The organism is Clostridioides sp. ZZV15-6383, from assembly GCF_020657735.1.
Classification (GTDB): domain Bacteria; phylum Bacillota; class Clostridia; order Peptostreptococcales; family Peptostreptococcaceae; genus Clostridioides; species Clostridioides difficile_D.
Map to the genome: position 1 here is coordinate 1 of NZ_JAGWCV010000025.1, position 13,128 is coordinate 13,128.

Annotated in this window: 13 protein-coding genes and 1 pseudogene; 1 reads left to right on the forward strand and 13 read right to left on the reverse strand. The window is 29.8% G+C overall.

Going from position 1 to position 13,128, the window contains the following annotated elements:
* Nucleotides 1-401: 401 nt before the first annotated feature.
* The 13 genes and pseudogenes from KGF42_RS10630 to KGF42_RS10680 form a co-directional block, all read right to left on the reverse strand.
* On the reverse strand, nucleotides 402-1,538 hold the full coding sequence (locus tag KGF42_RS10630; protein WP_227821247.1) for a M20 family metallopeptidase: 1,137 nt from the start codon (nucleotides 1,536-1,538) through the stop codon (nucleotides 402-404).
* A gap of 55 nt (nucleotides 1,539-1,593) precedes the next feature.
* Nucleotides 1,594-1,890, reverse strand: a complete 297-nt coding sequence (locus KGF42_RS19860) for an alanine:cation symporter family protein (RefSeq protein WP_311315308.1) — start codon at nucleotides 1,888-1,890, stop codon at nucleotides 1,594-1,596.
* A complete protein-coding gene (locus tag KGF42_RS20465) occupies nucleotides 1,887-2,084 on the reverse strand; it encodes an alanine:cation symporter family protein (protein WP_255643233.1) in 198 nt (65 codons plus the stop codon). The genes KGF42_RS19860 and KGF42_RS20465 overlap by 4 nt, the downstream gene beginning before the upstream one ends.
* Before the next feature lie 62 nt (nucleotides 2,085-2,146).
* Nucleotides 2,147-2,209, reverse strand: a pseudogene (locus KGF42_RS20220) (hypothetical protein); the annotation flags it as partial.
* An 817-nt stretch (nucleotides 2,210-3,026) separates the two neighbouring features.
* Nucleotides 3,027-4,286, reverse strand: coding sequence for an MFS transporter (locus KGF42_RS10640; protein WP_227821246.1), 1,260 nt, complete (start codon nucleotides 4,284-4,286; stop codon nucleotides 3,027-3,029).
* A gap of 23 nt (nucleotides 4,287-4,309) precedes the next feature.
* Nucleotides 4,310-5,518 (reverse strand): PLP-dependent aminotransferase family protein, encoded by a 1,209-nt coding sequence (locus KGF42_RS10645; protein ID WP_227821245.1) that lies wholly within the window; start codon nucleotides 5,516-5,518, stop codon nucleotides 4,310-4,312.
* Nucleotides 5,519-5,547: 29 nt separating this feature from the next.
* On the reverse strand, nucleotides 5,548-6,441 hold the full coding sequence (locus KGF42_RS10650; RefSeq protein ID WP_227821244.1) for a bifunctional enoyl-CoA hydratase/phosphate acetyltransferase: 894 nt from the start codon (nucleotides 6,439-6,441) through the stop codon (nucleotides 5,548-5,550).
* A 17-nt stretch (nucleotides 6,442-6,458) separates the two neighbouring features.
* Nucleotides 6,459-7,517 (reverse strand): butyrate kinase, encoded by a 1,059-nt coding sequence (gene buk, locus KGF42_RS10655; RefSeq protein WP_227821243.1) that lies wholly within the window; start codon nucleotides 7,515-7,517, stop codon nucleotides 6,459-6,461.
* Nucleotides 7,518-7,660: 143 nt separating this feature from the next.
* Nucleotides 7,661-8,200 (reverse strand): 2-oxoacid:acceptor oxidoreductase family protein, encoded by a 540-nt coding sequence (locus tag KGF42_RS10660; RefSeq protein WP_227821242.1) that lies wholly within the window; start codon nucleotides 8,198-8,200, stop codon nucleotides 7,661-7,663.
* Nucleotides 8,201-8,212: 12 nt separating this feature from the next.
* Entirely contained in the window at nucleotides 8,213-8,932 is a 720-nt protein-coding gene (locus KGF42_RS10665; protein ID WP_003416668.1) for a thiamine pyrophosphate-dependent enzyme, read from the reverse strand.
* Nucleotides 8,933-8,934: 2 nt separating this feature from the next.
* Nucleotides 8,935-10,011 (reverse strand): 3-methyl-2-oxobutanoate dehydrogenase subunit VorB, encoded by a 1,077-nt coding sequence (vorB, locus tag KGF42_RS10670; RefSeq protein ID WP_054274432.1) that lies wholly within the window; start codon nucleotides 10,009-10,011, stop codon nucleotides 8,935-8,937.
* Between the two features lie 28 nt (nucleotides 10,012-10,039).
* Nucleotides 10,040-10,237: a 4Fe-4S binding protein gene (locus tag KGF42_RS10675; protein ID WP_003416663.1), complete on the reverse strand. Its 198-nt coding sequence runs from the start codon at nucleotides 10,235-10,237 to the stop codon at nucleotides 10,040-10,042.
* Between the two features lie 286 nt (nucleotides 10,238-10,523).
* Nucleotides 10,524-11,291, reverse strand: a complete 768-nt coding sequence (locus tag KGF42_RS10680) for an IclR family transcriptional regulator (RefSeq protein WP_054274433.1) — start codon at nucleotides 11,289-11,291, stop codon at nucleotides 10,524-10,526.
* 279 nt (nucleotides 11,292-11,570) lie between these two features.
* Between KGF42_RS10680 and KGF42_RS10685 the strand changes: the two genes are divergently transcribed.
* Complete coding sequence (locus KGF42_RS10685; protein WP_227826295.1) at nucleotides 11,571-13,118, forward strand: nitrite/sulfite reductase; 1,548 nt, start codon at nucleotides 11,571-11,573, stop codon at nucleotides 13,116-13,118.
* Nucleotides 13,119-13,128: the final 10 nt, after the last annotated feature.

Here is a 13,128-nt window from a genome sequence, read left to right on the forward strand (position 1 = left end):
TTTAATGAGGAAACTAGGGGCAGATTTAAAAATATTAGTCTAGAAAATGATAATAGAATATTTAAATCTGTTGAAGAAGAATTGAAGTACTTACGCATGGAGAATGAATTCTTAAAAAAGTTAAGTAGCCTATCGGACAAGTCAAAGTAAGCGATAAATTTAAAACAATTAAATATATTTAATTGATACTACAGATCCAAAGGAAATGATTAGTCTAATAAATGATTATATTTATTTTTATAATAATGAAAGATACAATTAAAAAACGGAATGAGTCCGATTGAATATCGAACTCATTCCGCATAAAGATAGCCTTTTTTAAGTCTGTCTACTTGACAGGGACATATCCAAAACAGATAAGCCTCTTTTTCATTGTTGAAATGATAAAAATAATCTAAATACTACTCTTCCTTCATTTTTTTCAATAACTCTGGATTTTCAAATAAATTAAATCCTGTTAAAGCTAATATTTTTATACCATCAATCACTCTATCTTTTGCATATTGATTTATAGAAGCTTCTAAAAACTCTTTTGTGTGTAGTTCTTCTCCATTTTCAGAAAACTTCATCAAAGGATGTATACATGGCATTATTTGACTTAAATTTCCCATATCTGTTGAACCCAACATTACTTGATCGTCTTCATATATTCCAAATTCTTCCATGATTTTTGTAAATATACCTGTTAAAACTTTGTTTTCATTTAATCCTTGACAAGTTGGCTCAAAGTGATAAAATTCAAGTTCACATCCAGTAGCTATTGCAGCACCTCTAGCACAATTTTTCACTTTTTCTACTACTTCATCAAAATAATTTTGTTCTTTTGCCCTTATCTCTAATCTTACTTTTCCCATATCAGGTATTACATTTGCAGCAGTCCCTGCTTCTAGTATAATACCATGTATTCTCGTTCCATCTACTAGTTGTTGTCTTAGTGCATTTATATTGTTATATAGTAATACTACTGCATCTAGGGCATTTATTCCATTATATGGCTTAGCTCCTGCATGAGATGCTTTTCCAGTGAATATAAAATCTAGACCTCCTATTGCTATAATTTCTGGTGCTACACAAGTCTTCGAATTTGGATGTATCATCATTGCTGCATCATATCCATCAAATACACCATGTTCTATCAAGTAAGGTTTTCCATCTCCAGTTTCTTCAGCAGGCGTCCCAATTATACTTACCTCTCCTTTGTAAGTATCTAGTATACTTGAAAGAGCTATTCCAGCTCCAACTCCCATAGATGCTATTAAATGATGTCCACATGCATGACCATTTCCTGGAAGAGCATCGTATTCTGCTATAAAAGTAATTCTTGGTCCATCGCCATTTTTCTTAGTTGCTTTAAAAGCTGTAGCCATACCTGCTAAATTTTCTTCAACTTCAAAGCCCTCTTCTCTTAAAAATTCTGCTATTTTTTTAGCAGACTTATATTCTTGTAAGGCAATTTCTGGTTCATCATATAAAGATTGACATAGCCCTAAAATTTTTTCTTTCTTTAAATCTGCCACTTGTATTATTTTTTCTTTCATATCAATCTTACCTCCCATTAAATTTATTTATTCATTTTTGTATCCTATTATAACTTTAATTTAGTTTATCTTTATTCTCTTTTAGGTATCTATTTTCCCAAAATTCAGCATTTTTTATATCCAGTTCTATAGGGTTAAAAGTTCTATCATTCCTTTTAATTCCTATCTTTTTCTGTCTTAGATAATCATAATATGCATTTATAGCTGGTTTTTTTAATGTAAAGATGGCAATTAAATTTATATATGTTAATATCCCTATACATATATCACCTAGTGCCCAACTTATAAGTGGCTCTATAAAACAACACATTGCTGCACATATTATAAGCATAAATCTACAGACATTAATTATGTACTTTCATGTTTTTCTGCTTTAATTCTAGTTACTAAGTAAGATACATTAGTCTCCATCATGTATGAAAATGCTAACAAAGTTGTAAATGTAAATAATAATAAAACTATTGCTATAAAAATATCACCTAATTGCGGATGTAATGTATTTATTAATATTGTGGACCCGGCTCTACACCTGGTAGTGTTGTGCAAACACCTGTAACATTATACATTCCTGTTATTACAATCATAATACCTGTAGCCATACATATTAATAGTGTGTCTACATAAACAGAAAATGCTTGAACTAATCCTTGTTTGGCTGGATGAATGATGATATCCCAACATGAGAACTATCTCCTTCAAGCAAGAGAGTAAACATCTCTTTTACATCTCTTATTTGAAAAAATTTTAATTTCAATGAAAAATATAATCCTATACACAAACACATTACAACTAATACGGGTGACCAAACAATTCCATTAATGGTGTTAACTAAATCGGTCACTTAACTCACCACCATTCATTTTATATTTATAGACAATAATTTAAACAGCTATATTTCAATATTTTATATAATCTTTATCTTAATATATCTAAAAAATCTATCTTCTATTTATTTATATTATTTTTAATCCACAATCTACAAATATTTATTTCTAAAATCAAGAATATTAATCGATATCTAAACATAAATTTATAAACTTTTTAACGATATGTGTTTGACCAATAATCAAACAATATAAATTGGAATACATATAATGAAAAGCCTGAAATTGTTACTATATAAATAGTACAATATACAATTATTGATATATAATTAAATAGTATCTAGTTAGATTTTAAATTTTCGTATTTATTATTAGGTGTAAAATTGAGTACAACTACCATCTATTTTTGGAATTCTTTTAAAATTTAAATTAAATAGGTTTATGTAAATATGCAAATAGATAATAATTGCTACTCAATTTTATACCTTTAGGGGTAACTTTATGCTAAAACCTAGAAAACTTGATAACATTTTGATTTTTACGCTTTATTCTCTAAACATTATTATAAAACTTAATTTATTGATATTTTTTATGCTATTTATGCAATCACATTCATCAAAATAAGTATTATATTTACATATACTTAATCACCAAATTTGAATATTTAAGCTTCTAATTTACTTGCTCTTCTCTTCTTAACCTTTAATATATATAAACAAGATAATATTCCAATAATTAGAATTGCTATCTGGAATATAAATGTGTATGTGTAACCTTTATTACCATAAGTATCTATCCAATATCCTATTAATGCAAATTGGAATACATCTGGTGAAAATCCTAAAGCTGCAGCTATACCTATAGTAGTTGCTGAATATTTAACTGGAACTTTTACTTCATCTTGAACTGCATAGTATATACCTTTTCCCATGTAACCTAATATACCTACTACAAATGTTAGAGCTATGAATATAGTCATTGGAGTTGATGCAGGTAATACTAGGAATAAAATTATTACTGCTATACCAAATACATAGATTGGTAAAAGCACTTTCGTAGGTGATTTTAATTTGTCTGCACAGTATCCTCCAAATGGTGCTCCAAACAATTTTAGACCATGCTGTCTTATTATTGCTAATGCACCAGATAGTGCAACAGAACCTCCAAGTACTGATGTTATATATGGTGTAAAATAAGACATTGTAACTGTGAATGAATATACACAGAATATACTTATACCTACTAGCCAAGTATTTGGTGATTTTAGTACTGTCATAAAATCACCAGCAGACATTTTTTCACTTGCTTCTTCTTTATCTTCTCTAATATCTACATCTTTAATTACATACCATAATACTGGACACATTGCTATTGATAATATTCCTAGAGATATCATTACCCATCTCATACCCAATGCAGGAGTTGCAAAGCATGTATAAATATATAAGAATATTGCGCCCATTACTACTCCAGAAACTCCAACCATAGCTTCATTAAATCCATAAACTTTACCTTGATTATCTTTTCCTATAACTCTAAGTATCTTTACCATAGAAGGATAGTTCATAACTAATGATGTAATTGCACAACCTACCCAAGTTGCAACTGCAAATGAATAGTTCATATTAAATGCAAATAAAAATGATACTACTCCATTAAGAAACACAGAACCTAAAATTATCTTTCTATAATCAAATCTATCTGCTAACCAACCTCCTATAGGAGCTCCAAATATATTTCCTAATCCATAAATCGTAAGTAGAAAACCTAGTTGAGTATTTGTACATTCTAATGCTTTTAAGATTGGATCATATAATGTATATTGGATAAATGGTATAATATAAACTAATTCCCAAGATATTGCTATAATAACAAGTTGAAACATTAACTTTCCAAAATTTATACCGTTCCCTTTTTCTCCCATATTTAAACCCTCACTTTTTATATTTATTCACAAGCATAATTGAGTTCTTTTTTTATAACCTCTGCAAGTATTTGAACACCTTTAACAATTTGTTCTTCTGACATTGTTGTATAGTTAAGTCTCATAGTATTCTTTGGACCATTGTTTGCAAAGAAAGATTCTCCAGAAACATAAGCAACTCCAGCATCAATGGCTTTATCTAGTAAATCATCTACATTTATGCTTTCAGGAAGTTCAACCCATATAAACATTCCTCCATCTGGCTCTGTATATTTAGCTTCCTCTGGGAAATGTTTCTTCATAGCATCTAACATCAATAGACATCTTTTTTTATACTCTGCTCTTATTTTTTCTATATGCTCATTTAAGTTATATTTCTTTAAAAATTCTATTACTTGTACTTGAGAAAATTGGTTTGACTGTAAATCTATACCTTGTTTTAAAAGTTCTGCTTTATCTATAATGTCTACATTACCACACATCCAAGCAACTCTAAATCCTGGACATAATACCTTTGAAAATGACCCTAGATATAATACTTTGTCTTTAGTATCAAGTGATTTAAGTGTAGGTAGAGGCTCTGGTGTGAATCTTATTTCTCCATAAGGATTATCTTCTATTACTATGACATCATATTTATTTACAACTTCCATAAAATCTTTTCTTCTTTGTAGAGACCACGTTTTTCCTGTAGGATTTTGAAATGTTGGTATTACATAGATTACCTTTATATTAGAATTTTCAGATAATAATTTATCTAATTCATCTGTTACCATTCCTTCTTCGTCTGTATCTACTCCTAAAAAATCACATTCATAAGGTCTAAATGCATTTATTGCACCTAAGTAACTTGGATTTTCTGTAACTATTATATCTCCCTTTTCAAGTAAAATCATAGCACTAAGAGCGATACCTTGTTGTGACCCAGTAGTTATTATGATATTTTCTGTTTTTGTATCAATATTTTCTTCTTCTTTCATTCTTTTTACTAATAAATCTAATAACTCATCTTCACCTTTAGTAGGTCCATATGCTAAGGCAAATTTTCCTCTTTCATTAAGTACTTTTTGAGTTATTTCACTTATCTCTTCTATTGGAAATAAATTTGGGTCAGGAAGTCCTGCCGCAAAAGATATAACAGTACCACCACTTGCTACCTTCTGAGCTATTTTCTTTTGAGAATCTCTTATAGCTGAAGCTTTTACCATATCCATTCTTTTTGCATATTTCATAATACTTTATCCTCCTTAATAATAATTTCTTATTGTGATGCTAAGCACGCTAATGCTATTGAATTTATTTTAATTTCAGCTGTATCAGAACGTGAACCTAAAATTATTGGATTTGTTGCTCCTAAAACTATACCTGCCCACTTAGCTTTATTAAATCTAAGCCATGACTTTCCTAATATATTCCCTGCTTCTATATTTGGAAATACTAATAAGTCAACATCACCAGCGATATTGCTTTTAATACCTTTATGTTCTGCTGCATGTGCATCAAATGCTACATCAAATGCTATTGGACCTTCTACTATACAACTTGGTATTTCTCCTGATTTTTCCATCTCCACAAGTAAGTTGGCATCCACTGTAGATTGTATTTTAGGGTCTACCATTTCATTTGCAGTAAGTATCGCAGTTTTAGGATTTTCCATACCAATACTCTTCATAGTGAGAAGTGCATTTATCATTATATCTTTTTTTTGATTTAAATTTGGTGATACATTTATACCACTATCAGTGCAATAAAGAAGTTTGTGGTATTGAGGTAATTCATATACTGCAAGTAAACTTAATAATCTTCCTGTTCTAAGACCAGTTTCTTTGTTTAGTATAGCTCTCATATAGACACTTGTATTTACTAATCCTTTCATAAGAATTTTAGCATCCTTATTCTTAACTATTTCTACAGCCTTTTTAACTGATTCATCAGGATTTTGACATCCTATTATTTCATGACCTTTTAATCCAATTTCTCTCGATATATTTTCTATTTTATCCTTATCTCCTACAAGAATTGGCTTTATAATATTTAAATCTGTTGCTGATTTCACAGCCTTTAATACTTCTTTGTCTTCTGCAACAGCAACACTTACAATAACAGGTTCAAGCTTTTTAGCCTCTTCCAATAAATTATTAAAATCTTTTAACATACTCTTTCTCCTAAATATTAATAAGTTTTTGCTATTTCTTCTCCATTAAGTACTCTAAGTGCTCCAAGAGCAAGTGCTTCCATTTCCATCTCTCCTGGTACTATCTCTACTGGAGCTAGATATGACACTTTTTCTATGACTCCTTTAATTACCATTTCCGAATGAGATATACCTCCTGTTAAAATAATTCTATCTACATTTCCTGAAAGTGAAGCTCCATACATAGAGATTTCTTTTGCTACTTGATAAATAAATGCATCCATTATAAGTTTTGCCTTCTCATCACCTTCCTTGATTCTGTTTTCAATTTCTATCATGTCTTTTGTACCTAAATAGTCATACATTCCTCCAATAGAACTTACTTTTGAGACCATTTCATCATGAGTATATTTTCCTGAGTAACACAATTCTATAAGAGGATATGCAAGTAAGCCACCGCTTCTTTCTGGAGAAAATGGGCCATCAGATCTTCCACCACTTCCATCAATCATTTTGCCTTGTTTATGTGCTACAATTGATATTCCAGAACCTAAATGAGCTACAATAAAGTTATAATCCTCGTATTTTCCACCAAATTTTTGTGCAATTTTTCTTGAAACAGCTTTATGATTTAATGCATGTAACCAGCTAGCTTTTCCTATATCTGATATTCCTGTAATCCTTGATACATCATCAAACTCATCCACAGAAACTGGGTCTACTACAAATGATTGTACTCCTATTTCATCTGCTATGGTTTTGGCTAATAATGCACCTAAATTTGATGCATGCTCTCCGTTTATTTCATTTCTCATATCCTCAATCATTTCTTCACTCACAATATAAGTGCCACCTTTTATAGCTTTCATAAGTCCACCACGACCAACTACTGCATCAAAAGAATTTATATTATGATTCTCACTACTTAAAATATCTACTATTAATTGTTTTCTATAGTCATATTCGTCAAATACTTTAGAAAAGCTTTTTAAATCTTCTCTTGTATGAGTTATATTTTTTTTCAAAACTTCATTTTCATCTTGAAAAACAGAAATTTTTGTAGATGTACCACCAGGATTTATTACTAGAATTTTCAATTTAACACCCCCTAGTTCTATTATATAGAACATTGTTCTTATTTTTTAACCTAAAACCTTCGTCCTATTATTCAGAACGATGTCCTATATTTATCAATTAAATACTAACATATAAAAATAAGTATTTCAAATATTTAAAATATTCATTCATAGTCGTATCCAGCTTCAAATGCTTCTACATTTTTAGCATTAAATTTACCTTTACCTTGATTTTCAAAGTATTCACACATACCACTTTCAAATTCTTCTTTTGTAAATAAATCTAAATTCTTTACCATAGCACCTAACATACAAATATTAGCAGCTTTTTCATTACCTAAATTTTGTGCTATTTCAGTAACGGGTACTCTTATAACATTAATATCTTCTCTATATTTTCTATCCTTACTTACTAGTGATTCATTGACAAACATATAACCATTTGTTTTCATTAAACTTTCATACTTATCTACTGATACACTATTCATTCCTAATAATATATATGGATTTTTTACACAAGGATTTGCAATTTTTTCATCGCTTACGACAACATTACAATTTGCACTTCCTCCCCTCATCTCATTTCCATAAGATGGGAACCATGTAATTTTCTTTTCTGCCTTATATGCAACATACATTATAATTTTTCCTGCTGTAAGAACTCCCTGTCCTCCAAAACCAGCACATATAATTTCATTCAACATATTATTTCCTCCCTAATCAATAAATTCTCCAAGTGGATACTTTGGAACAAGTTCATTTTCGATTCTCTTCATAGCATCTACTGGTTTTAATCCCCAGTTTGTTGGACATGGTACAAGTACTTCTATTAAGCAAAAACCTTTCTTTTCTTTTTGTTTTTCTAGAGCTTTTTTGATGTATCTTTTTGTTGTATTTATTTCTTTAGGGTTAGTTATTGTTCCTCTTGCTAGATATGCTATATCTAAATTTCCCATAACTTTTACAACATCAAATGTTGAACCATGATCTGCGTAATTTCTACCCGCTGGAGTAGAAGCTGTATATTGACCTTCTACAGTAGTTGGAGCCATTTGACCTCCTGTCATTGCAAACATGTTATTGTTCATAACAAGAAATATTACATTATCATTTCTAGTAGCAGCTGACATAGTTTCTCCAAGCCCTATTGCATAAGCTCCACCATCTCCAGCTATTGTAAATATATATTTATCTGGTCTAACTCTTTTCATAGCTGCCATCGCTGCTCCCATTTTACCATGAGGTGGAACGACAACATCTACATTCATACTAAATTGAAACATATGATTACAACCTATATCTGAACATATAATTGTATCTTGACATATATCCATTTCTGTTAGTACTTCTCCAATAATTCTATCGACTATAGAGTGTCCACAGCCTCCACAGAACATATTTTCACACATCATTATTGCTGGTGCTTTTTTAGCCATAATTAAAATACCTCCTCTTGCTTAGCTTTTCCATCTATAATCTGTTGAGCAAAATCTATTAATTGATTTACTTCTGCCATATATTGAGCTGTTGCTACTGAATACACTGGAAATCTATTATCACATGCTATAATTACATCTTCCTTCATCTGTGCCATCATGTTCATTTCAACTGTTACAAGCCCTTTCAATGAATCACTTAATTTTTTAAATGCTTTTCTTGGGTAAGGCCACAATGTTTTTGGTCTTATTAGTCCTAATTTTATTCCTTTTGCTCTAGCATCTCTAACTGCACCTTCTGCTATCCTTGAGGAAATTCCATACGCTACAAATACTACTTCTGCATCTTCTATTTCTATTTCTTCCCATCTTTGTTCATTTTCTTGAACTTTTCTCATTTTTTCTATATAACCTTTTTGCCATGTATCTTGGTCCTCAAAATATGTTATATCAGTTATAACTTTATTTTTTTCTCCTACAGGTGTTCCTTTAGCAGCCCATGGAGCTTTATCCATATCGTATTCTTTCATTGGTGGTGCTATACAAGGTTCTACCATTTGACCTATTGTAGCATCAGAAAGTATAAGTACTGGATGCATATATTTTTCAGCTAATTCAAAAGACTCATATGCCATATCCATATTTTCTTGAACACTATTAGGTGCCAATACGATTAGATGATAATCTCCATTTCCTCCACCTTTTACTGCTTGCCAATAGTTATCTTGACCAGCTCCTATAAATCCATCACCTATACCATACCTTTGTACACATGCTACAACTGCTGGCAAACCAGCTGATACCCAATATGCAATACCTTCTTGTTTTAATGAAAATCCTGGACCAGATGAAGAAGTCATGGCTCTTGCTCCAAGTGCACTTGCTCCCATAACCATATTTACACTGGCTATTTCTGATTCACCTTGGATAAATACTCCTCCAACTTCTTTTTGTCTCCATGCCATCATTTCTAATATTTCTGATTGTGGTGTTATCGGATAACCTGCATAAAATCTACAGCCACCACGTATAGCACCTTCTGCTAAAGCTTCATTTCCTTTAATTAATAAACTTTGCATACTTTTTCTCCCCCCCAATAAAAATAATTTATAATATTTCAAATACTAAATCAGGACACATTGTATAACAAGCGCCACATTGAATACATTTTTCTTCATCGACTTTGATAGTTACAAAGCCTTTTTTATTTGTGTAATCAGAAAGACTTATTGCATCTTTTTTACAAGCTTCAATACAAAGATAACACCCCTTACATCTTTCAACACTCAATTTGACTTTTTCCATTTCTCAAATCTCCCCTTTATGTAATATTTTTTACTTAATTTTAAATATATAATATTTATATTTTGTATAAACACTATATATGCATTAATTTTGTTCTGTAGTATAGAACATCGTTCTGTTTTTATATTGCTTAATTAAAAGATAACACATTTGCTTATATATTTCAACAATATTTTAAATTTTAAGAATATTTAAATTTAGATTAAATAAAAAGAGGCTATATTTAAACTGATATTCACAAATAACAATTTAAATATAGCCTCTTTTTATTATCCAGATTAAAAAATCATCTAAAAAGTTCAGATATACTTTTTGCAGTTTCTATAACTCTTTTAATTTTATACTCAAAGTCCCCTTCTCTCATTCTTATAGTTGGACCTGATAAACTTATTGCTGCAATAGCTTTATTGTCTTTATCTAAAATAGGTGCTCCAATACAAGTTAACCCGTGTTCTAGTTCTTCATCATCTATGGCATATCCCTGTTCTTTTATTTTTGCTAAAAAAAGCATCATATCATCCCAATTATCAATTGTGTGTTCTGTATACTTGTGTATTGGTGTTTTTCTATATTTTTCAAAATCTATAGAATCATTAAATGCCATAAGACATTTTCCAACTGCTGAACAATAACATTCACTACTTGAGCCAACTGATGGATTTACCGAGAGTAGTTGATTTGAACCATATTCTTTATGTATTATGATACTCCTTGGAGAATCTTGAGCTCTTTCTTCCAATATAGATACATTAACTACTTCGTTAAATTCTTGATTTAATTTTTTCGTATATGGTTTTACTATTTCAGTCAATGACATTTTTTCTCCCACAACCATACCTATTGCATATAAATTTATTCCTAGCCAATACTTACCATTCTCTGTGTTTTGTATAACAAAACCTTTGTTTTCAAGAGTGACCAAAGTTCTATGTATAGTACTTTTATATACTCCCATAACCTTACTTATTTCAGTTATTCCCATTTCTCTCTTTTCATGATATAACAGCAAAATTATGTCTAGGGCTCTATCTAATGCATTTATTATTTCTCCCATATACAAAAACTCCTCCTGCAAATATTAAGTGCTACTTCAACACTCTATTAAATATTATATATTAAAATTACAAAATTATCTATTTATCTTAATTATATTTTACAAAACAAAAATATTATACCTATTTTATAAAATAAAAACAAAATACTCACTACATCTTTCTTATTCTTGCTTATAGTAAGATTATTCTGTTATATTTTTATCCTATCTAGATAATAATATATATATCTATTATACAATAGATATATTTTTATACAAGACTAATAACGAGGTGAGATAATGGACAATTTTAAGAAAATATTGTTAAATGAACTACCTAATTTTAAAGAATATTCCTTAAAGTTTTTAAATGGAGAAATAAATAAAATGCAGTACAAAGGATTTTCAGGTGGATATGGTGTCTATGCTCAAAGAGATAAAAAATCCTTTATGATAAGACTTAGAGTATCTGCTGGAGTTTTATGTAAATATCAACTTAATAAAATTTATGAAATGGCTATTAAACATAACTTAGATAAAATACATTTAACAACTAGACAGGCTATACAACTACACGATTTATCTATAGACTCTATTGTTGATGTTATGGAAGAAGGAATAAAAAACGATATATTTACTAGAGGTGGTGGTGGTAATTATCCTAGAAATGTCGGATTATCGCCATTATCTGGAGTTGACCCTAGCGAAGCCTTTGATGTTACTCCATATGCAGTTGCTACTGATAAATATTTTATCAAAAATGCCACTACATATCATTTACCTAGAAAATTAAAAGTTTCTTATTCTAATTGTTACACAGATACTGCTCATTGTAGTATACAAGACTTAGGATTTGTAGCTACTTTGAAAAATGGCGAACGATATTTCAGAGTCTTCTTAGGTGGAGGTTTAGGTAAACATCCTAAAGTTGCTTTAGAACTTGATGAACTTATAAAACCAAAAGATGCACTATATTGTGTTGAAGGTATGATTAAATTCTTTATGGCTTATGGTAACTATGAAAATAAAAATAAAGCTAGGGTTAGATATATGGTGGAAACACTTGGTGAAAAATTATTCTTAGAAAAGTTTAAAGAATACTATAAATCAGAAAAAGAAAAAGGTGGTCTTGAACTCAATGTTGAAGAAATAGACTACTCTAAATCTGGAGTTAAAATAGATGTACAAGATTCTAGATTGATACCTCAAAAACAGGATGGTCTATACACCGTATATATACATCCAGTTGGAGGTATATTGTTGACAAAGGATTTAGATACTTTACTTAAAGAATTAGATAATATTGAAAATCCTATGATTAGACTAGGAATGACAGAAGGATTATACATTTTAAATTTAAATGGAAATGAAGCAAAAAGGATATTAGAAATAAGTAAAACTATTAGTTGTAATTCTCAGCTAGAACAGAGTATATCTTGTATAGGTGTTCCAATTTGTCAAATGGGTATACAAAATAGTCAGAAAATGTTACATGAAATCATAGATTATTTTAGATTACAAAATAGTGAAGAAGTTTTAAATAAAGCACCTAAATTATATATATCAGGATGTTTAAATTCGTGTGGTGTTCACCAAGTTGGTAGTATAGGTTTATGTGGTAAAAAGAAGAATGTTGATGGTGTATCTACAGATGCTTTTGAATTGTTTGTTGGAGGTAGTTTTGAAATAGGCAAGACTAGATTAGGAAAGTCACTTGGAGATTTTAAAGCTAGTGATATTCCTGAAATGCTTTATAAAATATCTGACGCATCATCAGGCAATTTTTATGAATGGGTAAATTCAAATGATGATATTTTAAACAAAATAACTGATAAGTATAAAATATAATTTATTATAT

Bases quoted from the DNA above. Each gene is read 5' to 3' on its own strand.
- KGF42_RS10630 (WP_227821247.1), bottom strand. From the start codon at position 1,538: ATGAAAGAAAAAATAATACAAGTGGCAGATTTAAAGAAAGAAAAAATT.
- KGF42_RS10640 (WP_227821246.1), bottom strand. From the start codon at position 4,286: ATGGGAGAAAAAGGGAACGGTATAAATTTTGGAAAGTTAATGTTTCAA.
- KGF42_RS10645 (WP_227821245.1), bottom strand. From the start codon at position 5,518: ATGAAATATGCAAAAAGAATGGATATGGTAAAAGCTTCAGCTATAAGA.
- KGF42_RS10650 (WP_227821244.1), bottom strand. From the start codon at position 6,441: ATGTTAAAAGATTTTAATAATTTATTGGAAGAGGCTAAAAAGCTTGAA.
- KGF42_RS10660 (WP_227821242.1), bottom strand. From the start codon at position 8,200: ATGTTGAATGAAATTATATGTGCTGGTTTTGGAGGACAGGGAGTTCTT.
- KGF42_RS10665 (WP_003416668.1), bottom strand. From the start codon at position 8,932: ATGGCTAAAAAAGCACCAGCAATAATGATGTGTGAAAATATGTTCTGT.
- vorB (WP_054274432.1), bottom strand. From the start codon at position 10,011: ATGCAAAGTTTATTAATTAAAGGAAATGAAGCTTTAGCAGAAGGTGCT.
- KGF42_RS10675 (WP_003416663.1), bottom strand. From the start codon at position 10,237: ATGGAAAAAGTCAAATTGAGTGTTGAAAGATGTAAGGGGTGTTATCTT.
- KGF42_RS10680 (WP_054274433.1), bottom strand. From the start codon at position 11,291: ATGGGAGAAATAATAAATGCATTAGATAGAGCCCTAGACATAATTTTG.
- KGF42_RS10685 (WP_227826295.1), top strand. From the start codon at position 11,571: ATGGACAATTTTAAGAAAATATTGTTAAATGAACTACCTAATTTTAAA.